Below are 25,181 nucleotides of genomic sequence, written 5' to 3' on the forward strand. Positions count from 1 at the left end.
CAGACGACCGCCTCCATCTCCGCTTGGCCTCCCCTTTCGACTGTCCTAGAAGGCCGCTCATGCTGAAGCCCTCCCGTCCGTTACTCGTCCTCCTGACCCTTGCGGTGGCGCTGCCCGTCGCGGGGTGCGCCCGTAACCGGACCAAGGCCGACACCGCCTATGTCGCGCGCGACGTCAACACGCTCTACGCGCTCGCCAAGAGCCGGCTCGACCGCCGCGACTACCAGCAGGCGGCCAAGATCTTCGACGAGGTCGAGCGCCAGCATCCCTATTCGGTCTGGGCCCGCCGCGCGCAGCTGATGAGCGCGTTCAGCTATTACATGGGCGAGCAATATCCCGACGCGGTCAGCTCGGCCCAGCGCTTCCTGACGATCCACCCGGGCAACAAGGACGCGCCCTACGCGAACTATCTGATCGCGATGAGCTACTACAACCAGATCTCGGACGTGACCCGCGACCAGAAGATCACCGGCCAGTCGAAGGACGCCTTCGAGGAGCTCATCCGCCGCTATCCCGAAAGCCGCTATGCGGCCGATGCGCGGCTCAAGCTTGACCTCATCAACGACCAGCTCGCCGGCAAGGAAATGGAAGTCGGGCGCTACTACCAGCGCTCGGGCAACTGGCTCGCCAGCGTCAATCGCTTCCGTGAGGTGGTCGACAAGTATCAGACCACCACCCACGCGCCTGAAGCGCTGATGCGGCTGACCGAGAGCTATCTCGCGCTCGGCATTCCCGACGAGGCGGTCAAGTCCGCCGCCGTGCTCGGCCGCAACTACCCCGGCACGGTCTGGTACGAGCGTGCCTACGCCCTGATCCGCAAGCACGTGCCCAACGCGCCGCAGAGCGCGGCCTGACGGAGGGCCGGGGGCCCGCGCCATGCTGAGGCAGCTCGTCATCCGTGACGTGGTGCTGATCGACCGGCTGACCCTCGACTTCGGGGAAGGGCTCGGCGTCCTCACCGGCGAGACCGGCGCGGGCAAGTCGATCCTGCTCGATTCGCTCGGTCTCGCGCTCGGCATGCGCGCCGACAGCGGCCTCGTCCGGGCCGGGCAGGACGGTGCCGCGGTCACTGCCGAATTCGAACTTGGTGCCGACCATCCCGCGCTCGGCCTGCTCGACGAGGCCGGGGTCGACCGCGACGGCGACGAGCCGCTTATCTTCCGCCGTACGCTCAAGGCCGATGGCGGCAGCCGCGCCTTCCTCGCCGGGGCTCCCGTTCCCGCCGCGACCCTGCGCGAGATCGGATCGAGCCTGGTCGAGATTCATGGCCAGCACGACGATCGCGGCCTGCTCAATCCCAAGGGCCATCGCGCGATGCTCGACAGCTTCGGCCGGGTCGACACCGCGCCCGTCGCGCGGGCCTGGACCCGGCTTACCGACCTTCGCCAGGAACTGGACCAGCTCCGCCGAAAGCAGGACGATGCCGACCGCGACCGCGAGTTCCTCGAGCATAGCGTCGCGGAATTGCGCAAGCTCGAGCCCGAGGAAGGCGAGGAGCAGGCGCTGGCCGACAAGCGCGCGGCGATGAAACAGTTCGCGCGGATCGCCGACGATCTCGACGGGCTGCAGGGGCTGTTCACGGGCTCCGAGGGCGGGCTGTCGCAGCTTCGCCAGGCCGCCCGTCGGCTCGAACGGATCACCGATGCCCATCCCCTGCTGGCAGAGGCGCTCGCCGCGCTCGACCGCGCGATCATCGATGCCAGCGAGGCCGAGGACAAGGTGGAACGCGCACGGGGAGAGCTCGATTTCTCGCCTGACGACCTCGAGGCGGCCGAGGCCCGGCTGTTCGAGCTTCGCGGTCTTGCCCGCAAGCATCGGGTCGAGCCCGACCAGCTGCCCCAGCTGCTGAGGCAGATGGAGGAAGCGCTCGACACGGCCGAGGGCGGATCCGCACGGATCGCCGAGCTCGAGCGCGCGCTCGACGTCGCCGAAAGCGACTATGCCGCCGCCGCTGCCGCTCTCACCGAGACCCGCGCAGTCGCCGCCGCGCGGCTGGACGCAGCGGTCGCGGCCGAACTCGCCCCCTTGAAGCTCGAGGCCGCGCGCTTCCGTACCGTGGTCGCGCCGGGCGAACCCGGACCCAATGGTGCCGACCGGGTCGAGTTCGAGGTCTCGACCAATCCCGGCGCCCCGTTCGGCGCGCTGATCAGGATTGCCTCGGGCGGCGAACTGTCGCGCTTCATCCTCGCCTTGAAGGTCGCCTTGGCCGAGGAAGGCAGCGCCTCGACCATGATCTTCGACGAGATCGACCGTGGGGTCGGCGGGGCGGTGGCGAGCGCGATCGGCGAGCGGCTCGCGCGGCTGGCGCAGCGCAGCCAGCTCCTCGTCGTCACCCACAGCCCGCAGGTCGCCGCCCGCGCGGCGCATCATTACCGGATAGAGAAGAACCACGGCGAGGACGGCACCCGGACCACGGTGCGCCTGCTCTCGCCCGACGAGCGGCGCGAGGAGATTGCGCGGATGCTGTCAGGCGCCGCAGTCACCGACGAGGCGCGGGCGCAGGCCGCGCGGCTGCTCGAAACTGCCTGAGGACAGGGAACGCATCATGACCGAACGGACCATCACGCACGACTTCAGGGGCGAGGCGTTGGAAAGCATCTTCGTCGACACCGGCGGAGCGGCGCGCGGTACGGTCATCATCGTGCCGACGGTCGCCGCGATCAGCGACCTCGAGCTGCGCTTCGCCCGCGATCTTGTCGAGCGGGGCTATCATTGCCTCATCGCCGACTTGTGGGGGCGCCGCTTCAGCCTGCCCGACGAGCGCGACGTCGCCTTCGCGCACATGGGCCGCCTCAAGGGCGACCGCGCCGCGCTGCGCGACCGGCTGCTCGCCATCGTCGATGTCGCGAAGGCGCAGGACGGGGTCGACCCGGCCCGGATCGCGGCAATCGGCTTTTGCTTCGGCGGGCTGTGCGTGCTCGACCTCGCCCGCTCAGGGATCGACATCGCCGGGGTCGCGAGCTTCCACGGCCTGTTCGATGCGCCCGGCCTGCCGCCGCAGCCGATCAGGGCCAAGGTCGTCGCCTATCACGGCTGGAACGATCCGATGGTCCCGCCCGAGGCGGTGGTCGCACTCGCCGCCGAGCTCACGCAAGCCGGCGCCGACTGGCAAATCCATGGCTATGGCAATGTCGGCCACGGCTTCACCAATACCCATGCCGACCGCATCGGCGTGCCCGGGGTCGCCTACAACCAGCTGGCCGCGCGCCGTAGCTGGACCGCGCTCGCCGATTATCTGGACGAATTGTTCGGCTGAAGTGACCGCCTTCGTCGCGCTCCTGCGGGCGGTCAACGTCTCGGGCACCGGCCTCCTCCCGGTGGCCGAACTGCGCGCCATGGGCGAGCGATGCGGTTTCGGACATGGCCGGACCCTGCTCGCAAGCGGCAACCTCCTCTTCACCACCGAGGAGGGTGAAGCGCAGGTGATCGAGGCGCTCGAGTCCGAGCTCGAGAAATTCTTCGGCCGCCGCGTTCCAGTGTTCGTCCGGACCGCGGCCGAGATGCGCGCCATCGCCCGCTCCAACCCCTTCCCGGACGAGAAGGGCAGCCGCAACATGGTCTTCTTCCTGGCGGGGAAGCCACCGGCCGATTTCCTTGACCGGGTCCGCGGCCAGCAGGACGAGCGGATCGCGCTCGGCACCCGCGAAGTTTCGGTTGCCTATGGCGAGGGCATCGGCAAGTCGAAGCTCAAGCTGCCCGACCCCGAGGGGCGACCGGCGCGCAACCGCAATACCGTCGAGCGAATCGCGGACCTGCTGGAGGAGAAAGCGTGAACCAAGTCGAGGCCGGGCGGCGGCTGCGGTGGCTGGCGAAGGAGATCGCCCGCCACAACCGGCTGTATCACGACCAGGACGCGCCCGAGATCAGCGACGCCGACTATGACGCGCTGATCCGCGAGAATGCCGCGCTCGAAGCCGAGTTTCCCGACCTGGTCCGCGCCGATTCGCCCAGCCGCCAGGTCGGTGCCGCTCCGTCCTCGGCGCTGGCCAAGGTGACCCACGCCCGGCCGATGCTGAGCCTCGAAAATGCCTTTTCGGCCGAGGACGTGCATGATTTCGTCCGCCGGGTGCGCCGCTTCCTCAGCCTCGGCGAGGACGAAACGGTGGCGCTTACCGCCGAGCCCAAGATCGACGGCCTGTCCTGTTCGCTCCGCTACGAGGGCGGCGCGCTGGTCCTCGCCGCGACCCGCGGCGACGGGGCGGTCGGCGAGGACGTCACCGCCAACGTCCGCACCATCGGCGACGTCCCGCAAACCCTGAGCGGCGCCCCGGACGTGGTCGAGGTGCGCGGCGAGATCTACATGTCCAAGGCCGACTTCGCCGCCCTGAACGAGCGGCAGGCGGCGAGCGGGGGCAAGGTCTTCGCCAATCCCCGCAACGCCGCCGCGGGCTCGCTTCGGCAGAAGGACCCGACGATCACCGCCGCGCGGCCCCTGCGTTTCCTGATGCATGGCTGGGGCGAGACCTCCGAGCCCCTTGCCGGCACTCAAATGGCGGCGGTGGAGCGGCTCCGCGACCTCGGCTTCCCGGTCGATCCCCGCGTCATTCGCTGTCCCGACGCCGAGGCCGCGCTCGCGCATTATACCCGGATCGAGCATGAGCGCGCCGACCTTCCGTTCGACATCGACGGGGTGGTCTACAAGGTCGACCGGCTCGACTGGCAGGAGCGGTTGGGCTTCGTCGGGCGGGCGCCGCGCTGGGCGATCGCGCACAAATTCCCGGCCGAAAAGGCCGAGACGACGCTCGAGGAGATCGAGATTCAGGTCGGCCGGACGGGCAAGCTGACCCCGGTCGGGCGCCTGACCCCGGTCGGCGTCGGCGGCGTGATCGTCAGCAACGTCACGCTCCACAATCGCCACGAGATCGCCCGGCTGGGGTTGCGTGTCGGGGACCGCGTGCGAATCCAGCGCGCGGGCGATGTCATCCCGCAGGTGGTCGAGAACCTCACTCGCGATGAGCCGCGCCCGGCCTACGTCTTTCCCGAGCGCTGCCCGGCCTGCGATTCCGAAGCGGTCGCCGAGGAGGGCGAGGTCGACGTCCGCTGCACCGGCGGGCTCATCTGCCCGGCCCAGCGGATCGAACGGCTCAAGCATTTCGTCAGCCGCGGCGCGATGGACATCGATGGACTCGGCGAAAAGTCGATCCTCGAATTCGCGGACCTCGGCTGGATCGAGAAGCCGTCGGACATCTTCCGGCTCGGCCAGCACCGCGGGGACCTTCTGGGCCGCGAGGGCTGGAAGGAGAAGAGCGTGGACGCACTGCTCGCCGCGATCGAAGCACGCAAGGACTTCGACAGCGCGCGGCTGCTGTTCGGGCTCGGCATCCGCCACGTCGGGATCGTCACCGCCCGCGACCTGCTCAAATGCTTCGGGACGATCGAGGCGCTCGAGGCGGCGGCGCGCAGCGAGACGGGAATTGCCGAATTGTCCGCGGTCGAGGGCGTCGGCCCGGTGGTCGCCGAGGCGGTGCATGATTTCTTCCATGAAGCGCACAACCGCGAGGAGGTCGCGGCCTTGCTCGCGCTTGCCCGCCCCGCTCCCTTCGTCAGTCAGGCCCGCGAAACGGAGTGGAGCGGTAAGACCATCGTCTTCACCGGCAGCCTCGAGACGATGAGCCGCGACGAGGCCAAGGCGCAGGCGGAGCGACTCGGTGCGCGCGTTGCCGGCTCGGTCAGCGCCAAGACCGACCTCGTCGTCGCCGGACCGGGTGCGGGCTCCAAGCTCAAGAAGGCCGAGGAACTCGGGATCCGGGTGGTCAATGAGGAGGAATGGGCACGGATCGTGGCCGAGGCTTAAGGCCTTGCATTGTCACAATTCCATGACATTTGACAGAAATGTGACGTTATGATTTCTGGACGGTGACAACCGTTCGAGGAGATCATCCATGCGCGCTTTCCTGATCGCTTCCGCCGCCCTGCTCGCCTCGACCGCGGTCAGCGCCGAGCCTGCCGGAACCCTCGTCATCAAGGCCGACCGGGTCCTCGCCGACAACCAGCGCGCCGTCGCCTACGGGGATCTCCAGCTCGCCTCGGCCGAGGGCCGCGCGGCGCTTCGCAACCGGGTCGGCATGGCGATCGACAGCCTGTGCGATCCCAAGCGCTTCTCGGTCGCCGAGCCGACCGACGCCAACAAGTGCGCGGCGCAGGCCTGGGCCGATGTCACCCCGCGCCTCAACGAACTCAGCCCGCGCCTCGCGGCGCGCTAAGCCTCACTCCTTCGGGATCTGGGAGCGCCGCCCGGCACCAGCCGGCGGCGCTCCTCTCGTTTGGGCTCAGGTGCGCTCGAGCACGAGCACGCGCCACTCGCCTTGGCCGCCCTCGACCAGCCGGCAGCCCCGGCGGGTGTAGGCCTCGGTGACCGCATCGGCCTGGGTGTCGAGCAGGCCCGCGAGGAGGATGGTGCCGCCCGGCGCCGTCGCGGCGACGAAATCCTCGGCGAGTTCGATCAGCGGACCAGCGAGGATGTTGGCGATCAGGAGGTCGAAGGGCGCGCGCTCGGCCAGCGCGGGATGGCCCATGCCGTCGGCAACGGCCAGCGCCAGTGCACCCTTCCCCTCGCCCAGCGGCACCCGGTTCAACACGGCATTGTCGCGGGTGACGTCGATGCTGACGGGATCGATGTCGGTGGCGATGGCGAGCGCTTCGGGCCACAGCCGCATCGCCCCGAAGGCAAGCAGGCCCGTGCCGGTGCCGATGTCGGCGATATTCGAGAAGTTCCTGCCCGCGCGTTCGAGCCGGTCGAGCGCCTCGAGACAGCCCTTGGTCGTGTGGTGGTGGCCGGTCCCGAAGGCGAGCCCGGCATCGATCAGGAAGTTGATCGATCCCGGATCGGGCGCATGGGCGGGGGTATGGACGTGGAAGCGACCGGCGCGGATCGGCTCGAGCCCGGCTTGGCTGCGGGTCACCCAGTCCTCGTCCTCGAGCTGCGCGACGCTCGGCTCACCGCTCGCCAGCCGCCGCAGCACCGCAAGGTCGGCCTCGCCGGGCTCTTCTTCGAAATAGGCATGGATCACCCACTCGTCGGGGCGATCTTCGTCGGGCTCGTCGGCGACGATCACCGGCGGATTGGGATGATCGGGAAAGGGATCGTCCATCGCGCCGATCGCCTCGCCCTCGGCGCGATTGCAGGGAATGGTGACGCGCCAGCTCACTTGGTGGCTTCCTTCGCAAGCCGCTCGTCGAGTTGCCGGGTCTTGGCGGCGGCATAGTCGGCGCAGCCCTTGGGATCGAACAGTGGCGCGGTCCCGGCAAAGCGCGCGGCCATGTTGCTCGCGGAAGGGTGCGGGGTCAGCAGGATGTCGCAGTCGAGCGCGGCGACCTTGGCGATGCTCGACCGGAAGGCGGCGACGAGCTCGGGGTGATCGGTGAAGCGATAGTCGTCGCGACTGACCGGGCTGAGGCTGTCGGCGAAGACGAAGCTCCGGCAGACCCCGCCGTCGCAGCTCACCCAGCTCCAGCTAAGCGCTCCGGCGGTGTGGCCGGGGGTCGCGTGGGCGGTGAGCTGGATCGCACCCACCCGCACCGTGTCGCCGTCTTTCACCGTCCGCGCGACGGGGACCCGCGGCACGGGATCGATGACGCCGCGCTGGGGATCGTCATCGGCGACCAGCCCGGTCCGAAAGGCGGCCGCGGCGGCAGCCGAGGCGATGACCTCGCCCCCGGTCAGCTGCTGCATCCGCGCCATGCCGCCCACATGGTCGACATGCTCGTGGCTGTGGAGGATGTATTTCACGTCGCCCATCTGGAAGCCCAACCGGCGGATATTGGCGGCGACGAGGTCCGCCCCCTTCTCAGTCCCGGTATCGATCAGGATGTCGCCATCCTTGTCGGTGATCAGGATCGCGGCGATCCCGCAGGTCCCGACATAATAAGTGTTTCCGTGGAGGCGGATCGGGGGCGCGGGCTTGTCCCAGTCGTCGCTGCCGCGACAGACGCGCGCGAAGGCCGGGCCCGCGACCGCGATCGGGGCGGGCAATTTCTCGACCGGCTTTGCCCCGCCGAGCGGAATGGTGATCTGCGCCGCCGCCAGCGCCACGAGCACGGTCTTAGCGAACATAGCTGGCTCCATTGACGTCGATGACGCTGCCGGTCGCGCTGGCGGGCGCGTCGGTCGCCAGCCAGCGGATCGTCTCGCCCACCTCGGCCGCGCTCGCAACCCGGCCGAGAGGGATGTCGGCAAGGATCTTCTGGCCGCCGCGGCTGGCGAGATATTCCTCGGTCATCTCGGTCACGGTGAAACCGGGCGCGACCGCGAAAGCGAAAATGCCCTCGGCCGCATAGCCGCGCGCGATGGTCTTGGTGACCGCGACCAGCGCTGCCTTGGACGCCGCATAATGCCAGTGCTGGGGCGAATCGCCGCGATAGCCCGCCCGACTGACGACATTGACGATCCGGCCCCCGCCATGTTCGCGGAAATGGGCGATGGCGCGCTGGCTGAGGTCGGCCGCGGCCTGGAGATTGACCTGCATGGTGCGGGCCCAGGCGGCCTGCCATGTGGACTCGGCGGCGTCGTCGGCGATCGCCTCGTAGATGCCGGCATTGTTGATCAGCACCTCGATCCGGCCGAGCCGTTCGACCGCCTCGGTCCAGCAGCGCGACGCCGCGGCCGGGTCGGCGAAATCGGCGGCGACGAGTCCGTCACCGCCCCTGGTGGAGGTGCCGAGGACCTTGTGCCCAGCGGCGATCAGGGCGTCATGCGCCGCCTTGCCGATCCCCCGGCTCGCGCCGGTCAGAAGAATGTTCATGGGGGTGGCTGTGTCACCACCTCCAGATGCACGCAACAGCTCGTTGTCGCGCGTTTACGCCGCGAACTTGGCGATGAACTCGGCCGTCGCGCTCTTGAATTCGCCGATCTGCTCGGAGAAGCGACCGAAGCCCTGCTCGACCCCGTCGATGTCGCGGGCGACATTCTCGGTGTCGGTGCGGATCGCCGCGATGGTCGAGCTCATCGAGTCGGCGGCGAGCGCGGTCTCGTCGACCGCGGCGGTAATCATGGTGACGGTCTGCGCCTGCAGTTCCATCGCCTGGCGGATGCGGTCGGCGCTGGTCTGCACCTCCTCCACCGTGCCCTGGATCGAGCTGTTGGCATCGACCGTCTGGCGCGTCGCCGCGGTGATCGCCGAGATCTTGGCGGTGATGTCGTCGGTCGCACGCGCCGTCTGGCTGGCGAGGCTCTTCACTTCCTGTGCGACCACCGCGAAGCCGCGGCCGGCATCGCCCGCGCGCGCCGCCTCGATGGTGGCGTTCAAGGCCAGGAGGTTGGTCTGGCCGGCAATGTCGCGGATCAGGCCGAGGATCGATTCGATCGCCTCGACATGGGCGGAAAGGGCCTGGCTAACCTTGACCGCCTGGCTCGCCTGGTCGCCAGCGCGGCTGGCGACGTCGGCGGCGGTCTCGACTTCCGAACGGGCGTCTTCGATCGCGCGGATGAGCCCGGCGGCCGTATGCGCGGCCTCGCGCATCGCCACGGCGGACTGCTCGGCGGCGGCGGCGACTTCGCTGGTCTTGCCGAGCATGCCGCGGGTAGCGGCGGCGGTAGCGCTGGCCTGGCCGCGCAGCATGTCGCTGTCGCTCGACGCGCGGGCGACGCTGGCGACCACCCGGCGGTTGAACTCCTCCGCCTTGGCCTGGCGCTCCTTGTCGTGGCTCTGCTGCTGCCAGTGGATGGCGTGGGCGACGAACACGTCGATCTCGACCATGTTCATCTCGTGAATGGTGCGCGCGGCGGCGGCCCGCTCGTCGCTGTCGGTGAAGGTCTCGCGCATCGCGGTGGTCAGCGCCTCGGCCTCGCCCGAGAGGCCCGCCAGCAGCGTCGTCAGCGAGACGTTGGCGGCCATCGCGTCCTCGACATAGCCGCGGGCGGTGTTGACCCAGCCATTTTCGGTCAGCCGGAGGAACTTGTTGCGCAGGTAGGGCAGGATCCGCTCGACCAGTTGCTCGAGCTTGGCGTCGCCGAACGCCTGCTGGTCGCCGCCATGCTCGCGATAGCGCTGCCAGAACTTGCGGGCGATGTCGCGCTCATGGCCCTGGACCGAGCTCCACAAGGCGGCGGCGCGGGCCGGAAGGTCACCGGCGGGATCGAAGGCCCGGAGGCGGCGCTGGTGCGTGGCTTCGGTAGCGGGCATCGTCAACTCTACTCCCAATCCGCGGTTTGCGTGGTCTGGAGCTTGACTAGTCGCCATTGGTTAAGAGCCGGTTAGGCCGAACGGCCGTGCCGCTTCGCCTTGCCTCGCAAAGCCGCGCGTCCTAGGTGCAGCGCACACATCCACCTGCCGTCCCAAGCCGGAGCAATCGAAGGGTCTCATGGCGCGCAACACAGCAAGGCCGCTTTCGCCGCACCTCACCATCTGGAAGTGGGGGCCGCACATGGTCGTCTCCATCCTCCACCGCGCGACCGGCGTCGCGCTGACCATCGGCGGGCTGATCCTGCTGACCTGGTGGCTGCTCGCGCTGTCGGGCGGGACCGAGGCCTATGCGACCTTCGCGGGCTTCCTCGGCTGGAAGGCCGGGCCGGTTCCGCTGATCCAGCTCGGCCTGGTCGCGCTGACCTGGGCCTTCTTCCAGCACACGCTGTCGGGCATTCGCCACCTCGTCATGGACACTGGCGCGGGCTTCGAGCTCAAGACCAACCGGACCATGGCCTATGCGACCATCGTCGGTTCGCTGCTGCTGACCGCGCTCTTCTGGGCCCTCCTGCTGGGGAAGGGCGCATGACCGGTCCCAAGAATCTCGGGCGCCACGAGCGCAATGCCGTTCCCGAGGGCAAGACGCCGCTCGGCCGGGTCCGCGGGCTCGGCTCGGCGCACCACGGCGGCGAGCACTGGATCAAGGAGCGCGTCTCTTCGGCCGCTTTGCTACTGCTCGGCAGCTGGTTCCTCGTTTCGCTGCTGCTGCTGCCGGACCTGTCGCCCTCGACCCTCGCCGCCTGGCTGTCGGGCCCGTTCGGCTTCGTGCCGATGGCGCTCCTCGTGTATCTCAGCTTCGAGCACAGCCTCGAGGGCGTGAAGGTCATCGTCGACGACTATCAGGGTGACGAGGGCGGTCGCCTGACCTGGCACGTCGTCAGCCTCTTCCTCCATGTCGGGGCCGGCGCGCTCGCGCTGTTCGCCCTCGCCCGTCTCGCTTTCGGAGCCGCTTCCTGATGTCTGCCGCCTACCAGATTATCGACCATGTCTACGACGTCGTGGTGGTGGGCGCCGGCGGCGCGGGCCTGCGCGCCACCATGGGTGCCGCCGAAAAGGGCCTCAAGACCGCCTGCGTCACCAAGGTCTTCCCGACCCGCAGCCACACCGTTGCCGCGCAGGGCGGCATCGCGGCAAGCCTCGGCAACATGGGTCCGGACCACTGGACCTGGCACATGTACGACACCGTCAAGGGCTCCGACTGGCTCGGCGACCAGGACGCGATCGAGTATCTGACCCGCGAGGCCCCGGCCGCGGTCTATGAACTAGAGCATGCCGGCATGCCGTTCAGCCGGACCGAGGACGGGCGCATCTATCAGCGCGCCTTCGGCGGCATGACCCAGAACATGGGCGAGGGGCCCGCCGCGCAGCGCACCTGTGCCGCCGCCGACCGCACCGGCCACGCGATGCTGCACACGCTCTACCAGCAGAGCCTGCGCTACGACGCCGACTTCTTCGTCGAATATTTCGCCCTCGACCTCATCATGGAGGGGGGCGAGTGCCGCGGCCTCGTCGCCCTGTGCATGGAAGACGGGTCGATCCACCGCTTCCGCAGCCAGGCCGTGGTGCTCGCGACCGGCGGCTATGGTCGCTGCTATTTCTCGGCGACCAGCGCCCACACCTGCACCGGCGACGGCAATGCGATGGTGCTTCGCGCCGGCCTGCCGCTCCAGGACATGGAATTCGTCCAGTTCCACCCGACCGGCATCTACGGCGCCGGCGTCCTCATCACCGAGGGCGCGCGCGGCGAAGGCGGCTATCTCACCAATTCCGAAGGTGAGCGCTTCATGGAGCGCTATGCGCCGAGCGCGAAGGATCTTGCCAGCCGCGACGTCGTCAGCCGCTCGATGGCGATGGAGATCCGCGAGGGCCGCGGCGTCGGCAAGGAAAAGGACCATATCTTCCTTCACCTCGACCACATCGACCCGAAGATCCTCGCCGAGCGCCTGCCGGGCATCACCGAGACCGCCAAGATCTTCGCCGGCGTCGACCTGACCCGCGAGCCGATCCCGGTCACCCCGACCGTCCACTACAACATGGGCGGCATTCCGACGAACTATCATGGCGAAGTCGTCACCCTGAAGGACGGCAATCCGGACAGCATCGTCCCCGGCCTGTTCGCGGTCGGCGAAGCGGCCTGCGTTTCCGTCCACGGCGCCAATCGCCTCGGCTCGAACAGCCTGATCGACCTCGTGGTGTTCGGCCGCGCGGCCGGGCTTCGCCTCGGCGAGATCCTCAAACCCGGGGCCGCGCAGAAGCCGCTTCCGGCTGACAGCGCCGAGCTGTCGCTCGGACGGCTCGACCACTTCCGCCATGCCGAGGGCAGCACCCCGACCGCGCAGATCCGGCTCGCGATGCAGCGCACGATGCAGGCCGATTGCGCCGTCTTCCGGACCGAACGCACGCTTGCCGAGGGCGTGGAGAAGATCGACGCCATCTATCGCAACCTCGCCGACGTCCGGGTCACCGATCGCAGCCTCGTTTGGAACACCGACCTCGTGGAGACGCTCGAGCTCGACAACATGGCCGCCCAGGCGCTCGTCACCATGCACAGCGCCGCGAACCGCAAGGAAAGCCGCGGCGCGCACATGCATGAGGACTTCCCCGATCGCGACGACGCGAACTGGATGAAGCACACCGTCGCCTGGTTCGACGGCTGGGGCGGCAAGGGCGGCAACGTCCGGCTCGATTACCGCCCGGTCCACGATTACACGCTCACCGACGAGATCAGCTACATCAAGCCCAAGGCCCGCGTGTACTGATCAGGCCCTGACCTCCCGTCGCCGTCCGGCGGGAGGATCAGATCCGCAGCTGGCTGCCGAGTTCGATCACGCGGTTGGTCGGCAGCTTGAAGAACTCCATCGCGCTCTCGCTGTTCTTCATCATCCACGCGAACAGGCGTTCGCGCCACAGCGCCATCCCCGCTTCCTCGCGCGTTGCCACCAGCTTCTGGCGGCCGAGGAAGAAGCTCGTGTTCATCATGCTGAAGGGCGCGCCGCACTGGGTGATGCGGGCAAGGTCGGCGGGGACGTCGACCTCTTCCATGAAACCATAGTGGAGGATCACCCGGAAGAACCCGGATTCGGCCGGATGGATCTCGAGCCGCTTCTCGGGCGCGACATGGGGCACGTCCTCGACCTTGACGTTGAGGATTAGCACCCGCTCGTGGAGCACCTGGTTGTGCTTGAGGTTGTGGAGCAGCGCCGAGGGCACGGAATCGGCCGAGGTCGAGAGAAACACCGCGGTCCCCTTCACCCGGTGAACGCTCTTCGCCGACTTGGTGAAGACCGCCAGCGGTAGCGCGTCAGCCGCCAGTCGCTTGCGCATCAGCGCGCGGCCGGTCGCCCAGGTCGTCAGCACGGTGAAGATGACCGCCGCGACGCACAGCGGGAACCAGCCACCGTCGAGGATCTTGGTCACGTTCGAGGCGAAGAAGATCGCGTCGACCACCGCGAACAGGCCGATCACCAGGCACGACAGCCAGCGATTCCACCTCCACACCTGGAAGATGAGCACGGCCAGCATTGCGGTGGTGATGAGCATCGTGCCGCTGACCGAGATGCCGTAGGCGGCGGCGAGCGCGGTCGATTCCTTGAACCCGATCACCAGCAGAAGGACCATGACGAGCAGGGTCCAGTTGACCGCGGGAATGTATATCTGCCCGGCGGCGCGGGCGCTGGTGTGCTTGGTATGCAGCCGCGGGAGGAAACCCAGCTGGACTGCCTGGTGGGTGACGCTGAACGCGCCCGAAATCACCGCCTGGCTGGCGATGATGGTCGCTGCGGTCGCGATCAGCACCATCGGCAGGCGGGCCCACTCGGGGGCCATGTAGAAGAAGGGATTGGTGGCGGTCTCGGGATGGCCGAGCAGCAGCGCCCCCTGCCCCATGTAATTCAGCATCAGGCACGGATAGACGAGCGTCAGCCACGACAAAGCGATCGGCCGCCGCCCGAAATGGCCCATGTCGGCGTAGAGCGTCTCGGCGCCGGTCACCGCGAGGAAGACCGAGCCCATGGCAAGGAAGGCCAGCCTGGGATCGTAGAGAAAGAAGGCCAGCGCATGATGCGGGCTGAGCGCGCCGAGGATCTGCGGCTGGTCGATGATGTTGGCGATGCCAAGTGCCGCCAGCGCCGCGAAATAGACCAGCACCACCGGCCCGAACAGCAGGCCGACCCGCGCGGTGCCGTAGGACTGGACGAAGAACAGGCCGATCAGGATGACGATCGCGATCGGCACCACCAAAGGCGCGAATCCCTGGTTGACCACTGCCAGCCCCTCGACCGCGGACAGGACCGAGATGGCGGGCGTGATCATCGCGTCGCCGTAGAAGAGTGCCGTGGCGAGGACGCCGAGCGTCACCAGCGCCGCGGTCCACCGCTTCTCGCCCAGCGTTCGAGAGATAAGCGCCAGCAGCGCGAACGACCCGCCCTCGCCCTTGTTGTCGGCGCGCATCGCCACGAACACATATTTGGCGGTGACGACCAGCATCAGCGACCAGAAGACGAGGCTGATCACCCCGAAGATGTGGACGGGATCGACCGCCAGCGGGTGCGCGCCGACGAAGGTCTCCTTCATCGCGTAGAGCGGCGAAGTCCCGATATCGCCATAGACGATCCCGACCGCGCCCAGCATGAGTGCCGGAAGCGAATGGCTGCGATGCTGGTCGGCGCCACCGTCCGCGGCGGGGGAAGCGACGGGCACGGGCTTGGAGACGGTGATGGCCATCGCCGGCAGATGGGCGCGGGCCGCATTAAGTTTCCATGTGGATTATATGTGCTCCCCATGAAGGAAGGGCGTGAGATCGACCCCTTCCCCCTCGACGAAGTCGCCGGGCAGGCGCACCTAGTCGAGCGACACTGGACAGCCGGAGTGCCTGCGTTGCGCCGCTATTTCGAAGCCCTGCTCATGGTGGCTGCGGTTACCCTGCTCGGGCTGGTCATCGCCCCGCGCTGGGGCACCTCCGCGGTCGACCTGCTGTTCCTGCCCGCGGTCATCGTCGCCGCGATCCGGGGTGGGCGGGGCGCGTCGCTGCTCGCGGCGGCGGCTTCGACCCTGGCCTATAATTTCTTCTTCACCGCCCCGCGCCTGTCGCTGCGCATCGACGATCCGACCGAATTCGCGACCGTGCTGGTACTGTTCGGGGTCGCCCTGGTCACCAGCCAGCTCGCCGCCTCCGTCCGCCGCGAGGCCGAGGCCGCCCGCGCCCATGCCGAGCGCAACGCCACCATCGCGGGCCTTGCCCGTCGTCTCCTCGGCTGCACCAGCGAGGAGGATGTCCTTGCTGCCTCCACCGTCGAGCTCGCCAAGGTGTTCGGCGGCAATGCGGTGCTGGTCGGCGGCCCGCCGGCGCGCCTGCTCGGCAGCAGCCCCCCGGGCGTGCAGCTCACCCCCAGCGACATCGCGACCGCAGGGCTGGTGCTCGACACCGGCCAGCCCGCCGGCCGCGGCCTCGACCGGGCGCTTCCGGTCGAATGGCAATTCCACCCGATCCGCTCTGGCGAGACGGTGCTCGCGGTCGCCGGGCTCGCCCGCGACGACGGTGCACCGGCCGTGGTCGCCGACCAGTTCGCGCTGCTCGGGAGCCTGCTCGATCAGGTCGCGCTGGCGCTCGAGCGCAGCCGGCTCGAGCGCGACGCGCAGGAATTTGCCCGCACCCGCGAGCGCGACCGGGTCCGCTCGGCGTTGCTGGCCAGCATCGGCGACGACCTTCGTCCGCCGCTCAAGGCCATCACCGACGCCTCGCGCCAGCTCCGCCGCGAGGGTGAGGCGCGGCGCGAGCTTTTGTCCGAGATCGACGCCGCCGGCGCGAAGCTCGACCGCTACCTCACCGGGCTTGCCGACCTCGGGAGCGACGAACCGCAGCGCCCGGTCAGCATCGGCGACGTCACCATCGACCTGTTCCAGCGCAGCGTCAGCCGCGGCGGGCGGGCGGTCCGGCTGACCCCCAAGGAATTCGGGATCCTGGCCGAGCTCGCCAAGCATCGCGGCCGCGTGCTGACCCATGCCCACCTCCTCCGCGCGGTGTGGGGTCCGGCGCAGGAGAAGCACACCGACTATCTGCGCGTCGCCGTACGCGGGCTTCGCCAGAAGCTCGAGGCCGATCCCGCCCACCCGGCGCTGATCATCAACGAGCCCGCAGTCGGCTACCGGCTGGCTAGCGAAACTCCGGCCCTGGCCGGCACCGACTGACAGCCGCCACAAACGAATTCCTTGGGAAAGTCACGAGGGCTCGGCTAAGGGCTCGCCGCTTATGACTGATCCCATCCCCCCGAAGCGCATCTTCCCCGAAGCCAAGGTCGACGCCGAGGCCGCGAAGCACATCCCGTCGAGCCCGCAGACCGAGGACCCGGCTTACACGCTCGCGTTCCAGGACAAGGACTTCCTGCTTCGCCCCGACCTGCGGCCCGTCCGCTTCCAGCTCGAGCTGCTGAAGCCCGAACTGCTGCTCGACGAGCAGAAGATCGGTTCGACCTTCGTCTTCTACGGCTCGGCGCGGGTCCCCGAGCCCGCCAAGGCCGATGCCGTGCTTCACGCCGCGCGGACCGACAAGGAAAAGCTGATCGCCGAGCGGCTCAAGGCCAAGTCGCATTATTACGAGACCGCCCGCGAGCTTGCGCGGCTCGCCAGCCAGGTCGAGCGCGACGACGAGGGCAAGCGCCACTTCGTGGTCTGCTCGGGCGGCGGACCCTCGTTCATGGAAGCCGCCAACCGCGGCGCCGAGGACGTCGGGGCGGAGAGCATCGGGCTCAACATCGTGCTTCCGCACGAGCAATTGCCCAATCCTTATGTTACCCCGCATTTGAGCTTCCAGTTCCACTATTTCGCGCTCAGGAAGATGCACTTCCTGCTTCGGGCCCGCGCGGTGGCGGTCTTCCCGGGCGGCTTCGGCACTTTCGACGAGATGTTCGAGCTGCTGACGCTCATCCAGACGGGCAAGGTCCGGCCGCTGCCGATCCTGCTCTACGGACGCGAATTCTGGGAGCGGGTGGTGAACTTCGAGGCGCTGGTCGAGGAAGGCGTCATCTCCGAGCGGGACCTCGACCTCCTGACCTGGTGCGAGACCGCCGAAGAGGGCTGGGCCAAGGTCTGCGACACCTATGCCTGCGAGGACGAGCCGCTGCGCGCCCGCTCGTAGGCGGCGAGGAAGTCCTCGACCCCGACCGGCCGGATCGCGTTCGTGATGGCCGCTTCGTTGAGCCCTTCGGCGCTGACGAAGCGGACGCAGCCCTTGCCCATGTCGAGCTTCTGGCCCGCTTGCGCATAAGCGGCGCGAAACGCCGCGTCATGGGCGGGGCTCATGTAGAGCAAGGGGAAATGCAGCGCATTATGCCCCTTGGTCGTCGCCAGGGCGACGAACATCAGCGGCTGCTTGTTGTAGGTCTTGGGATAAAGGGCGAGCGGGACCGACCAGCAGATCATCCGCCCGCTGACCGATTCCTCATAGCCCGCAGGCATGGTGCTACGGACCAGCGCATAGGCCGCCCGCAAGGCTTCGGCCCGTTCGGGCGGCAGGGCAGCGGCGAGAGTGTCGAGGAGGGCAGCGCTGTCGCCGCCCTCGCTCACCTTACTTCTTGGGGGCCGGCGGCGCGGTGGTGCCCGCCGCGCTGACGTTCGGAGCGCCTTCGCCCCGGACATTGGCCATGCCGCCCTTGGCCGCCTGCTGCTCGGTCAGGACCGGCTCATTGGCCGCCTTCTGGGCATTGGCATCGTCGGCCTCGGCCGCGGCCTTGTCGCCCGCCGCACCGTCGGCCGGAGCGCCAGCCGCGGGCGCTTCGCCAGCCGCCGGGGCCGCCGGCATCGGCAGCGGCGACGGGCTGTTCTGGTTGAGATAGGCGATGACGTTGGCGCGGTCCTCGGGGGCGCTGAGACCCGCGAAGGTCATCTTGGTGCCCGGCGCGAAGGTCTTGGGGCTCTTCAGCCATTCGTTGAGGGTGGCGAAGTCCCAGTTGCCGCCCTTGCCCGACAGGGCGTCGGACCAGGCGAAGCCACGGCCCTGGCCGACCGGCTCACCGATGACGTGATAGAGGTTCGGGCCGAGACCGTTGGCGCCACCCTGGTTGATCGTGTGGCAGGCCTGGCACTTCTTGAACACCTCGGCGCCCTTCGCCGGATCGGCGCTGGCGAGGTAGAATTCGATCGGCTTGTCGGCCTCGGCGCCGCCGGCGCCTTCCTCGACCACGCCGGCGATCGGATAGCCCATCTTCTCCGGCCGCTCGGCCTTGAAGTAGGTGCCCGCGGCCAGGCTTCCGCCCAGCGCGACGATTCCGGCAAACAGCACCCAGCCGGCGATGGTGTTGTTATTGTCCTTCATGTGGGTCTTTTGGGTCCGATCGGGAGAAAAACTCGCGCCCCTTTAAGCGGCGACCGGCGCTTCTTCAAGCGGCCAGCCAGTGCTCCAGCAGGCTGCGGGCGATGGCGAAGGGGGGTGGCGCGATGAAGCTGGCCGAGGGGGACCCCGCCAACGCCGCCGCGACCTCGTCCCGGGTGAACCAGCGCGCGTCCTCGAGTTCGGTCGTGTCGACGGTGAGCGCGTCCCCCTCGGACCGGGCGGTGCAGGCGATCATCAGCGAGGACGGAAAGGGCCAAGGCTGGCTCGCGACATAGCGAACGTCGTGGACCCTTACCCCCGCTTCCTCGAACAATTCGCGGGCGACCGCATCCTCGAGGCCTTCGCCGACCTCGACGAAGCCGGCGAGCGCCGAATAGCGATTGACCGGGAAGCGCGGCTGGCGGCCGAGCAGGACCCGCCCCTCATGCTCGGCGAGCATGATGACGACGGGGTCGACCCGCGGGAAATGCTCCGCCCCGCAATGCGGGCACTGGCGCGACCAGCCGCCGCGGACGATGGCGCTGGCATGGCCGCAGACCGCGCAGAAGCCGTGCCGCCGATGCCACGACGCAAGGCTGGTCGCGGCGGCGAAGATCGGCGCGTCGGCGGGCCCGAGGTGGCCGAGGGCATTGAACTGGGCGCGCAGGTCGCCGGCATCCTCGCCGACCGACGAGAAGCAGGGGCAGTCGCCGTCCATGCCGAGGAACAGCGGCGCGTCGCCCATCTTCTCCCAGCGCAGGCTTCCTGCGGCATCGATTGCGGGGAGCCCGTTCTCCCAGACGAGTGCCCTCGCCTTCGAGGATCGGGCCAGAGCGGCAATCTGCTCGGGGTCGGAGCGGAGACTGTCGACCCGGTCGAGGCCGGGCCCAGCAAAGAAGATTTCAGTCGGCAAGACGCGGCTCCCGTTCGGACTTGAGCGCCGCCTCGACAGCGCGGCGATAGAGGGTGGGCAGGCCGGCGCGGTCGAGCTCGCCGAGCGGCTGCCACCACCCCTCCCCGGGCGGCGGCTCGACCCGAGGCACGACGTGCAGGTCGAGGGTGAAGTGAGTGAAGCCGTGGCGGTGGATGGCGAGCGCATTCACCATCGCGGGCGCTTCGTCCCATTCGCCGCCCGGCAGCGCGGCCATGCCGCCGAGCAGACCCTCGGCCGGCCGGCGCACCAGCCAGACCTCGTCGCCGCGCCGGATCCACCAGGCGACGCCATGGCGATGCGGCCGCTCCTTCTTCACCTTGGGCGCCGGGAAGGCCTCGGGCTTGCCGAGCGCCGCGGCGCGGCAATCCGCTTCGAGCGGGCAGCGGCCGCATTCGGGCTTTTTGGGTCGGCAGAGGCTCGCGCCAAGATCCATCAGCGCCTGCGCGAAGTCGCCGTGGCGGCCGGTGGGAAACCAGGCCTTGGCCGCCGCCGGCACGTCCGCGCGGTTCGCAAGGCCGAAGACACGGGCGACGACGCGCTCGACATTGGTATCGACCGGCACCGCATCCTCGCCGAACGCGATCGCCGCCACCGCCGCCGCCGTGTAGGCGCCGAGGCCCGGCAGCTTGCGCAGCTCACTTTCGGTTTCGGGAAAACTGCCGCGTTCGGCCACGGCGCGGGCACAGGCGATGAGGTTGCGGGCCCGGGCGTAATAGCCGAGCCCTGCCCACTCGCCGAGGATGTCCTCGTCCTTGGCGGCGGCCAGCGCCTCCACCGTCGGCCAGCGTTCCAGAAAGCGGCGGAAACGCGGGGTGACGGTGGCGACGGTGGTCTGCTGGAGCATCACTTCACTCAGCCAGGTGCGATAGGGATCGCGCTCGCCCCGCCGCCAGGGCAGGTCGCGGGCGGTCGCCTGATAATGGTCGAGAAGCTTCGCCGCCGCGGTAGCGTCCATGCGCCGCCTATGGCATGACCCGCCGCGATGTCGAAGAAAAAGCCCGCGACCGAAGAAGCCGCACGGCGCGCCAAGGCCGCCGACGCGCCGCGTCAGGGCCGGCTCCGCGCGGCGGGCGAGCTTGCGCTCGACATCGGGGGCATGGCGTTCAAGCGCTTCGGCTTCGTCCAGGGCGCGGTGGTCGCCCGCTGGACCGAGATCGTGGGCGAACGCTACGCCAAGGTCTCGACCCCGGAATCGATCCGCTTTCCGGCCGGCAAGAAGAGCGGCGGCACGCTGACGCTGTGCGTCGAAGGCGCCCACGCCCCGCTGATCCAGCATCTCGCGCCGATGATCATGGAGCGGGTCAATCGCTTCTTCGGCTATGAGGCGGTGGCGAAGATCGTCTTCCGCCAGGGCGCCGTCACCCGCGCCAAGGCGCAGCTCCAGCGGCCCCGACCGGTCCCCGTCCCCCGCGAACTGGGTGACGGCCTGCGCGAGATCGCCGACCCCGAGCTTCGCACCATGCTCGAAAGCCTTGCCGGCAAGATCGCCGCGGCCGAGGGTCCGCCGCGGATCGTCGCCGCGCCCTTCACACTTGGAAAACTCACCAATCGGAGTGATCAGGACGTATGAACAAGTTCTCCCTCGCCGTCGCCGCCAGCCTCCTGGTACTGGGCGCCTCGGCCTGCAAGAAGGAGCCGACGGCGGCCAATGACAGCCCGTCGGCCGCGCCGGTCCAGGCGCCCAACGGCGACTGGTCCAAGCTCGTCAGCCAGACGAGCGAGGGCGGGATGCTGATGGGCAATCCGCAGGCCAAGGTGAAGATCGTCGAGTTCGGCTCGATGAGCTGCTCGCACTGCGCCGAATTCTCGAAGGAGGGTGAGCCCAAGCTGGTCGAGAATTACGTCAAGACCGGCAACGTCAGCTTCGAATTCCGCAACTTCGTCCGCGATCCGCTCGACATCAGCGCGTCGCTGATCACCCGCTGCGTCGGCGCGACTCCGCAGTTCTTCGACCTGACCAACGGTATCTACGCCGACCAGAAGAGCTTCTTCGACCGGCTCCAGGCGGTACCGCAGCAGCAGCTCGCCGCACTCCAGGGCATGACCCCAGCGCAGCAGTTCACCAAGATGGCGCAGTTCGCGGGCCTGCAGGAATGGGCGGCGCAGCGCGGGGTGCCCTCGGGCAAGTCGAGCCAGTGCCTCACCAACCAGGCCGAGATCGACCGCCTGGTGCAGATGGTGAGCGATGCCTCGAGCCAGTATACGATCGAGGGCACGCCGACCTTCCTCCTCAACGGCGAGGTGGTCGAGATCACCGCGGGCACGCCGACCTGGGACCAGCTCGAGGGAGCGATCAAGAAGGCGCTCTGATCCCAGAGGAGCGCGTTCGCGACCGGGGGGAGTGACGCTCAGGTGCGGTTTCGCCGCCTCAAGCTGACTGGCTTCAAGAGCTTCGTCGAACCGGCCGATCTTCGGATCGAGCCGGGGCTGACGGGGGTCGTGGGTCCGAACGGCTGCGGCAAGTCGAACCTGCTCGAGGCGTTGCGCTGGGTGATGGGCGAAGGCAGTCCCAAGTCGCTGCGTGGCGGCGGCATGGAAGACGTGATCTTCGCGGGCACCACCCAGCGCCCCGCCCGCGACTTCGCCGAGGTCTCGCTGCTGGTCGAGCGCGACGAGGAGGGCGAGAGCGAGGTCACCCGCCGGATCGAGCGCGGCGCGGGCTCGGCCTATCGGATCGATGGCCGCGACGTCCGCCAGAAGGACGTCGCCTTGCTGTTCGCGGACGCGGCGACCGGCGCCCATTCGCCCGCCCTGGTCAGCCAGAACCGGATCGGCGCGGTGATCGCCGCGCGGCCCGCCGAACGGCGCCAGATGCTCGAGGAAGCGGCGGGGATCGCCGGCCTCCACGTCCGCCGCAAGGACGCCGAGCAGAAATTGCGCGCGACCGAAGCCAATCTCCAGCGGCTGGACGAACTGCTCGGCGACCAGGAGCAACGGGTCGCGGCGCTGAAGCGCCAGGCGCGCACCGCCGAACGCTATCGCGCGCTTACCGACCGGATCCGGCTGGCCGAGGGGCGGCTCGTCTACCAGCGCTGGGCGGAGGCGGAGGCGGCGGCCAAGGCGGCGGGCGCGGAGGCCGATTCGGCGATGCGCGAGGTCGACGCCCTGGGCGCGCGGCTCGGCGAAGCGCAAAAGGCGCAGGCGGCCGCAGCGGCATTGGTGGCCGAGAAAAGACAGGCCGCGACCAGCGCCCGCGAGGAAGGCCAGGAGCTCGCGCACAAGCTTGCCACCGCGCGTGCCGGTCTCGACACGGCCCGGAGGCGCCTGACCGAGCTCGATCGCATGGCCGGGCAGCTCACGGTCGAGCGCGAGCGCGAGCAGGCCCTCAAGGCCGATGCCGAGCAGGCGGTGACCGCGCTGGCGGCGGAGATTGCCGCGATTGGCGAACGCCTTGCGAGTAGCGAAGCGCGGCAGGAGCGACTGGTCCGGGCGCTGGGCAAGGCCGAGGAAGCCAACCGCACTGCCGAGGCGGCGCTCGCCGGGCTGCTGACCCGCGAGGCGGCGCTGCGGGCCGAAAGGCAGGTCGCGGTCGCCGCGCTCCATGCCGCACGAAGCCAGGCCAGCCGGCTCGCGGCCGAGGTCGAGGAGCTCGAACGCGCGCTGGCGGAGCTGCAGTCGGGCGAGGACCTGGCGGCGCGGCGGGCTGCGGCGACCAAGGCGGCGGAGCGCGCCGTCGCCGAATCCGCGGCGGCCGAGCAGGCGATCGAAACCGCCGAAGGGCGTCGCCAGCAGGCCGCGGCCGAGCGGGAGACGGCCGACCTCGCGCTGTCGGCGGCGCGCGCGGCGCATTCGGCGGCGACCAGCGAAATCGCCGCGCTCGAGCGGACCCTGGCCTCGGCCCCGGGGAAGGGTGTGCTCGCGCGGATCAAGGTGGCAGCCGGCTATGAAAAGGCGCTGGCGGCGGCGCTCGGCGACGATCTCGGCGCACCGGTGGGAACCACGGAAGATCGTGGCTGGGCGGGCGCGGAGCCGGCCCGCGACGACCCACCGCTCGGCGCCGGGCTCCAACCCCTGGCCGACCGGGTCGAGGCGCCCGCCGAGCTCGCCCGGCGGCTCGCGCAAATCGGAGTGGCCGACGCGGACACGGGGCAGGCGCTTGCGGTCGGCCAGCGGCTGGTCACCCGCGACGGCCGGCTGCGACGGTGGGATGGCTTCGTCAGCTCGGGCAATGGTTCGGCGGCGGCCGAGCGGCTCGAGCGCAGCAACCGGCTGGCCGCGCTTCGCGAGGAATTTCCTCGCCTCGAGCGTGAGCATGAGGCGGCCGCCGGGGCCCAGCAGGCCGCTTCCGCCATGCTTGCCGAACAAGGCAAGGCGGTGGAGAAAGCGCGCCGTGCGCTGGCGGAGGCCGAAGGACGCGCGCGGCTCGCCCGGCGCGAGGAGGATAGCGCACATGCGCTGCTCGAGCGCCAGCAGCAGCAGCGCGAATCGCTCGACAGGAGGCGCGCCGAACTCGACCCCGTCCATGCTTCGGCCCGAGCCGCGGTGGTCGAAGCCGAGCGCGTGCTGGCAGCGCTTCCCGCCGAGGACATGCTTGCCGCGTCCGTGGCGGAGGCGCGGGCCGAAGCCGCCGAGCAGGGCCGCCTGCTGGCCGAGCGCCGCGCCGACCTGGCCACCGCCGGCCGCGCCGCCAGCAGCGACCGCGAACGCCAGCTTGCCGCCGCGCGCGAGCAATCGGCATGGGAGGAGCGCACCAAGGCCGCCGACCAGCGCATCGCCGACACCCTTGTCCGCGCCGAGCGGATCGCGGCCGAGAAGACCAGCCTCGAGGACGAGCCCGAGCGGCTCCAGGGCGAGGTCAAGCGCGTCGAGCAGGCGTTGCAGGGATCGGGGCGGCTGCTCCAGGTCGCGCTCCACGCCGAGCGCGAGGCCGAGCAGGCGCTGGCCGACATCGGCGCCGCCTTCGCCCGCGAGAACGAGGCGATGGCGAGCGCGCGCGAGCGGCGGGCGGCGGCGGCGGCCCGGGCCGAGGCGCAGGTCGCACGGCGGATCGAATATGCGCGGGTGTGCGGCGAAAAATTCGAATGCCCCCCGCCCCTGCTGCCCGGAAAACTCGGCTTCGATGCCGCCGTGCTGACCGATGCGGCCGAGGAGAGCGCGACCCTCGAACGGCTGTCGGCCGAGCGCGAACGGCTGGGGCCGGTCAATCTCGTCGCCGAGCAGGAACTGGCCGAGCTCGAGCAATCGCGGCTTCAGGGCGCGGCCGAACGCGACGAGCTGGCCGAGGCGATCAATCGCCTGCGCGGCTCGATCGGCAGCCTCAACCGCGAGGGTCGCGCCCGGCTGCTTGCCGCGTTCGAGGCGGTCGACCGCCATTTCCGGAGCCTCTTCACGACCCTGTTCGACGGCGGCCAGGCCCATCTCGCCCTGATCGACAGCGACGATCCGCTCGAGGCGGGGCTCGAGATCATGGCGCAGCCGCCGGGCAAACGCCTGACCGCCTTGTCGCTGCTGTCGGGGGGCGAGCAGGCACTGACCGCGGTCGCCCTGATCTTCGCCCTCTTCCTGACCAAGCCCTCACCGATCTGCGTACTGGACGAGGTCGACGCGCCGCTCGACGACGCCAATGTCGAGCGCTTCTGCGACCTTCTCGTGCGGATGACCGCCGAGACCGATACCCGCTACCTGATCGTTACCCACAATGCCGTGACGATGAGCCGGATGCACCGCCTCTACGGCGTGACCATGGTCGAGCGGGGAGTGAGCCGGATCGTGTCGGTCGATCTTGGCGGGGCAGAGGCGCTGCTGGCCGCCGAATAGATCG

At 69.4% G+C, this 25,181-nt stretch carries 23 protein-coding genes; 14 read left to right on the forward strand and 9 right to left on the reverse strand.

Annotated elements, in window-relative coordinates; translation table 11 throughout:
- Positions 1-59: 59 nt before the first annotated feature.
- From BS69_RS0107350 to BS69_RS0107375, 6 genes are all read left to right on the forward strand, one after another.
- Positions 60-854 carry an outer membrane protein assembly factor BamD gene (locus BS69_RS0107350; RefSeq protein WP_029941315.1) on the forward strand — a complete coding sequence of 265 codons (795 nt, stop codon included), beginning with the start codon at positions 60-62 and terminating at the stop codon, positions 852-854.
- A 22-nt stretch (positions 855-876) separates the two neighbouring features.
- Entirely contained in the window at positions 877-2,529 is a 1,653-nt protein-coding gene (recN, locus tag BS69_RS0107355; protein WP_029941316.1) for a DNA repair protein RecN, read from the forward strand.
- Between the two features lie 16 nt (positions 2,530-2,545).
- Positions 2,546-3,256, forward strand: a complete 711-nt coding sequence (locus BS69_RS13965) for a dienelactone hydrolase family protein (protein WP_029941317.1) — start codon at positions 2,546-2,548, stop codon at positions 3,254-3,256.
- A gap of 1 nt (position 3,257) precedes the next feature.
- Positions 3,258-3,773 carry a DUF1697 domain-containing protein gene (locus BS69_RS0107365; RefSeq protein ID WP_029941318.1) on the forward strand — a complete coding sequence of 172 codons (516 nt, stop codon included), beginning with the start codon at positions 3,258-3,260 and terminating at the stop codon, positions 3,771-3,773.
- The gene (ligA, locus tag BS69_RS0107370) at positions 3,770-5,794 is read left to right on the forward strand and encodes an NAD-dependent DNA ligase LigA (protein ID WP_029941319.1); all 2,025 of its coding nucleotides are present in this window, start codon (positions 3,770-3,772) and stop codon (positions 5,792-5,794) included. Before BS69_RS0107365 ends, ligA begins: the two co-directional genes overlap by 4 nt.
- 88 nt (positions 5,795-5,882) lie before the next feature.
- Positions 5,883-6,203, forward strand: a complete 321-nt coding sequence (locus BS69_RS0107375) for a UrcA family protein (RefSeq protein ID WP_029941320.1) — start codon at positions 5,883-5,885, stop codon at positions 6,201-6,203.
- 66 nt (positions 6,204-6,269) lie between these two features.
- On the opposite strand, the gene BS69_RS0107380 is transcribed toward BS69_RS0107375, so the two are convergent.
- From BS69_RS0107380 to BS69_RS0107395, 4 genes are read right to left on the reverse strand one after another with little or no spacing between them, the layout of a single operon-like run.
- Positions 6,270-7,148, reverse strand: a complete 879-nt coding sequence (locus BS69_RS0107380; RefSeq protein WP_029941321.1) for a 50S ribosomal protein L11 methyltransferase — start codon at positions 7,146-7,148, stop codon at positions 6,270-6,272.
- Complete coding sequence (gene bla / locus BS69_RS0107385; RefSeq protein ID WP_037504431.1) at positions 7,145-8,053, reverse strand: subclass B3 metallo-beta-lactamase; 909 nt, start codon at positions 8,051-8,053, stop codon at positions 7,145-7,147. The genes BS69_RS0107380 and bla overlap by 4 nt, the downstream gene beginning before the upstream one ends.
- Positions 8,043-8,741, reverse strand: coding sequence for an SDR family NAD(P)-dependent oxidoreductase (locus BS69_RS0107390; protein ID WP_029941323.1), 699 nt, complete (start codon positions 8,739-8,741; stop codon positions 8,043-8,045). The genes bla and BS69_RS0107390 overlap by 11 nt, the downstream gene beginning before the upstream one ends.
- A gap of 54 nt (positions 8,742-8,795) precedes the next feature.
- Positions 8,796-10,121, reverse strand: a complete 1,326-nt coding sequence (locus BS69_RS0107395; protein ID WP_029941324.1) for a methyl-accepting chemotaxis protein — start codon at positions 10,119-10,121, stop codon at positions 8,796-8,798.
- Between the two features lie 178 nt (positions 10,122-10,299).
- Here BS69_RS0107395 and sdhC point away from each other — a divergent pair, with 178 nt between their 5' ends.
- The 3 genes from sdhC to sdhA are packed head-to-tail and all read left to right on the forward strand — an operon-like array spanning position 10,300 to position 12,940.
- On the forward strand, positions 10,300-10,710 hold the full coding sequence (sdhC, locus tag BS69_RS0107400) for a succinate dehydrogenase, cytochrome b556 subunit (protein WP_084184363.1): 411 nt from the start codon (positions 10,300-10,302) through the stop codon (positions 10,708-10,710).
- Positions 10,707-11,138 carry a succinate dehydrogenase, hydrophobic membrane anchor protein gene (gene sdhD, locus BS69_RS0107405; RefSeq protein WP_051676616.1) on the forward strand — a complete coding sequence of 144 codons (432 nt, stop codon included), beginning with the start codon at positions 10,707-10,709 and terminating at the stop codon, positions 11,136-11,138. Before sdhC ends, sdhD begins: the two co-directional genes overlap by 4 nt.
- Positions 11,138-12,940: a succinate dehydrogenase flavoprotein subunit gene (sdhA, locus tag BS69_RS0107410; RefSeq protein ID WP_029941327.1), complete on the forward strand. Its 1,803-nt coding sequence runs from the start codon at positions 11,138-11,140 to the stop codon at positions 12,938-12,940. Before sdhD ends, sdhA begins: the two co-directional genes overlap by 1 nt.
- A gap of 37 nt (positions 12,941-12,977) precedes the next feature.
- Here the strand turns inward: sdhA and BS69_RS0107415 are convergent, their stop codons facing one another.
- Complete coding sequence (locus tag BS69_RS0107415) at positions 12,978-14,903, reverse strand: potassium transporter Kup (protein ID WP_084184365.1); 1,926 nt, start codon at positions 14,901-14,903, stop codon at positions 12,978-12,980.
- A gap of 153 nt (positions 14,904-15,056) precedes the next feature.
- On the opposite strand from BS69_RS0107415, the gene BS69_RS14685 reads away from it, so the two are divergent.
- Together BS69_RS14685 and BS69_RS0107425 are read left to right on the forward strand one after the other, a co-directional pair.
- Complete coding sequence (locus BS69_RS14685; protein ID WP_169738073.1) at positions 15,057-16,367, forward strand: DUF4118 domain-containing protein; 1,311 nt, start codon at positions 15,057-15,059, stop codon at positions 16,365-16,367.
- Positions 16,368-16,428: 61 nt separating this feature from the next.
- Positions 16,429-17,313 carry an LOG family protein gene (locus BS69_RS0107425; RefSeq protein ID WP_029941330.1) on the forward strand — a complete coding sequence of 295 codons (885 nt, stop codon included), beginning with the start codon at positions 16,429-16,431 and terminating at the stop codon, positions 17,311-17,313.
- On the opposite strand, the gene BS69_RS0107430 is transcribed toward BS69_RS0107425, so the two are convergent.
- The 4 genes from BS69_RS0107430 to BS69_RS0107445 all read right to left on the reverse strand — a co-directional run bounded on the left by BS69_RS0107430 (position 17,274) and on the right by BS69_RS0107445 (position 20,375).
- Complete coding sequence (locus tag BS69_RS0107430) at positions 17,274-17,741, reverse strand: DUF1801 domain-containing protein (protein ID WP_051676617.1); 468 nt, start codon at positions 17,739-17,741, stop codon at positions 17,274-17,276. The two genes, BS69_RS0107425 and BS69_RS0107430, sit on opposite strands and share 40 nt — an antisense overlap.
- A 1-nt stretch (position 17,742) precedes the next feature.
- Positions 17,743-18,489 carry a c-type cytochrome gene (locus BS69_RS0107435; protein ID WP_051676618.1) on the reverse strand — a complete coding sequence of 249 codons (747 nt, stop codon included), beginning with the start codon at positions 18,487-18,489 and terminating at the stop codon, positions 17,743-17,745.
- Positions 18,490-18,553: 64 nt separating this feature from the next.
- Positions 18,554-19,399, reverse strand: a complete 846-nt coding sequence (gene nudC / locus BS69_RS0107440) for an NAD(+) diphosphatase (RefSeq protein WP_029941333.1) — start codon at positions 19,397-19,399, stop codon at positions 18,554-18,556.
- Positions 19,389-20,375, reverse strand: a complete 987-nt coding sequence (locus BS69_RS0107445) for an A/G-specific adenine glycosylase (protein ID WP_029941334.1) — start codon at positions 20,373-20,375, stop codon at positions 19,389-19,391. Before BS69_RS0107445 ends, nudC begins: the two co-directional genes overlap by 11 nt.
- Before the next feature lie 27 nt (positions 20,376-20,402).
- Between BS69_RS0107445 and BS69_RS0107450 the strand changes: the two genes are divergently transcribed.
- Genes BS69_RS0107450 through smc form a run of 3 tightly spaced genes read left to right on the forward strand, consistent with a single transcriptional unit; the run spans position 20,403 to position 25,177 of the window.
- A complete protein-coding gene (locus tag BS69_RS0107450; RefSeq protein WP_051676619.1) occupies positions 20,403-20,990 on the forward strand; it encodes a DUF721 domain-containing protein in 588 nt (195 codons plus the stop codon).
- The gene (locus BS69_RS0107455) at positions 20,987-21,730 is read left to right on the forward strand and encodes a thioredoxin domain-containing protein (protein WP_029941336.1); all 744 of its coding nucleotides are present in this window, start codon (positions 20,987-20,989) and stop codon (positions 21,728-21,730) included. The genes BS69_RS0107450 and BS69_RS0107455 overlap by 4 nt, the downstream gene beginning before the upstream one ends.
- Before the next feature lie 42 nt (positions 21,731-21,772).
- The gene (gene smc / locus BS69_RS0107460; protein ID WP_029941337.1) at positions 21,773-25,177 is read left to right on the forward strand and encodes a chromosome segregation protein SMC; all 3,405 of its coding nucleotides are present in this window, start codon (positions 21,773-21,775) and stop codon (positions 25,175-25,177) included.
- The last annotated feature ends 4 nt before the right edge of the window (positions 25,178-25,181 follow it).

This window comes from Sphingomonas astaxanthinifaciens DSM 22298 (assembly GCF_000711715.1).
In the GTDB taxonomy this organism is placed as follows: domain Bacteria; phylum Pseudomonadota; class Alphaproteobacteria; order Sphingomonadales; family Sphingomonadaceae; genus Sphingomicrobium; species Sphingomicrobium astaxanthinifaciens_A.

Excerpts from the sequence above, each read along its gene's own strand:
- BS69_RS0107350 (WP_029941315.1), top strand. The coding sequence starts at position 60 with ATGCTGAAGCCCTCCCGTCCGTTACTCGTCCTCCTGACCCTTGCGGTG.
- recN (WP_029941316.1), top strand. The coding sequence starts at position 877 with ATGCTGAGGCAGCTCGTCATCCGTGACGTGGTGCTGATCGACCGGCTG.
- BS69_RS13965 (WP_029941317.1), top strand. The coding sequence starts at position 2,546 with ATGACCGAACGGACCATCACGCACGACTTCAGGGGCGAGGCGTTGGAA.
- BS69_RS0107375 (WP_029941320.1), top strand. The coding sequence starts at position 5,883 with ATGCGCGCTTTCCTGATCGCTTCCGCCGCCCTGCTCGCCTCGACCGCG.
- bla (WP_037504431.1), bottom strand. The coding sequence starts at position 8,053 with ATGTTCGCTAAGACCGTGCTCGTGGCGCTGGCGGCGGCGCAGATCACC.
- BS69_RS0107390 (WP_029941323.1), bottom strand. The coding sequence starts at position 8,741 with ATGAACATTCTTCTGACCGGCGCGAGCCGGGGGATCGGCAAGGCGGCG.
- BS69_RS0107395 (WP_029941324.1), bottom strand. The coding sequence starts at position 10,121 with ATGCCCGCTACCGAAGCCACGCACCAGCGCCGCCTCCGGGCCTTCGAT.
- sdhC (WP_084184363.1), top strand. The coding sequence starts at position 10,300 with ATGGCGCGCAACACAGCAAGGCCGCTTTCGCCGCACCTCACCATCTGG.
- sdhD (WP_051676616.1), top strand. The coding sequence starts at position 10,707 with ATGACCGGTCCCAAGAATCTCGGGCGCCACGAGCGCAATGCCGTTCCC.
- sdhA (WP_029941327.1), top strand. The coding sequence starts at position 11,138 with ATGTCTGCCGCCTACCAGATTATCGACCATGTCTACGACGTCGTGGTG.
- BS69_RS0107415 (WP_084184365.1), bottom strand. The coding sequence starts at position 14,903 with ATGGCCATCACCGTCTCCAAGCCCGTGCCCGTCGCTTCCCCCGCCGCG.
- BS69_RS0107425 (WP_029941330.1), top strand. The coding sequence starts at position 16,429 with ATGACTGATCCCATCCCCCCGAAGCGCATCTTCCCCGAAGCCAAGGTC.
- BS69_RS0107435 (WP_051676618.1), bottom strand. The coding sequence starts at position 18,489 with ATGAAGGACAATAACAACACCATCGCCGGCTGGGTGCTGTTTGCCGGA.
- BS69_RS0107445 (WP_029941334.1), bottom strand. The coding sequence starts at position 20,375 with ATGGACGCTACCGCGGCGGCGAAGCTTCTCGACCATTATCAGGCGACC.
- BS69_RS0107450 (WP_051676619.1), top strand. The coding sequence starts at position 20,403 with ATGTCGAAGAAAAAGCCCGCGACCGAAGAAGCCGCACGGCGCGCCAAG.
- BS69_RS0107455 (WP_029941336.1), top strand. The coding sequence starts at position 20,987 with ATGAACAAGTTCTCCCTCGCCGTCGCCGCCAGCCTCCTGGTACTGGGC.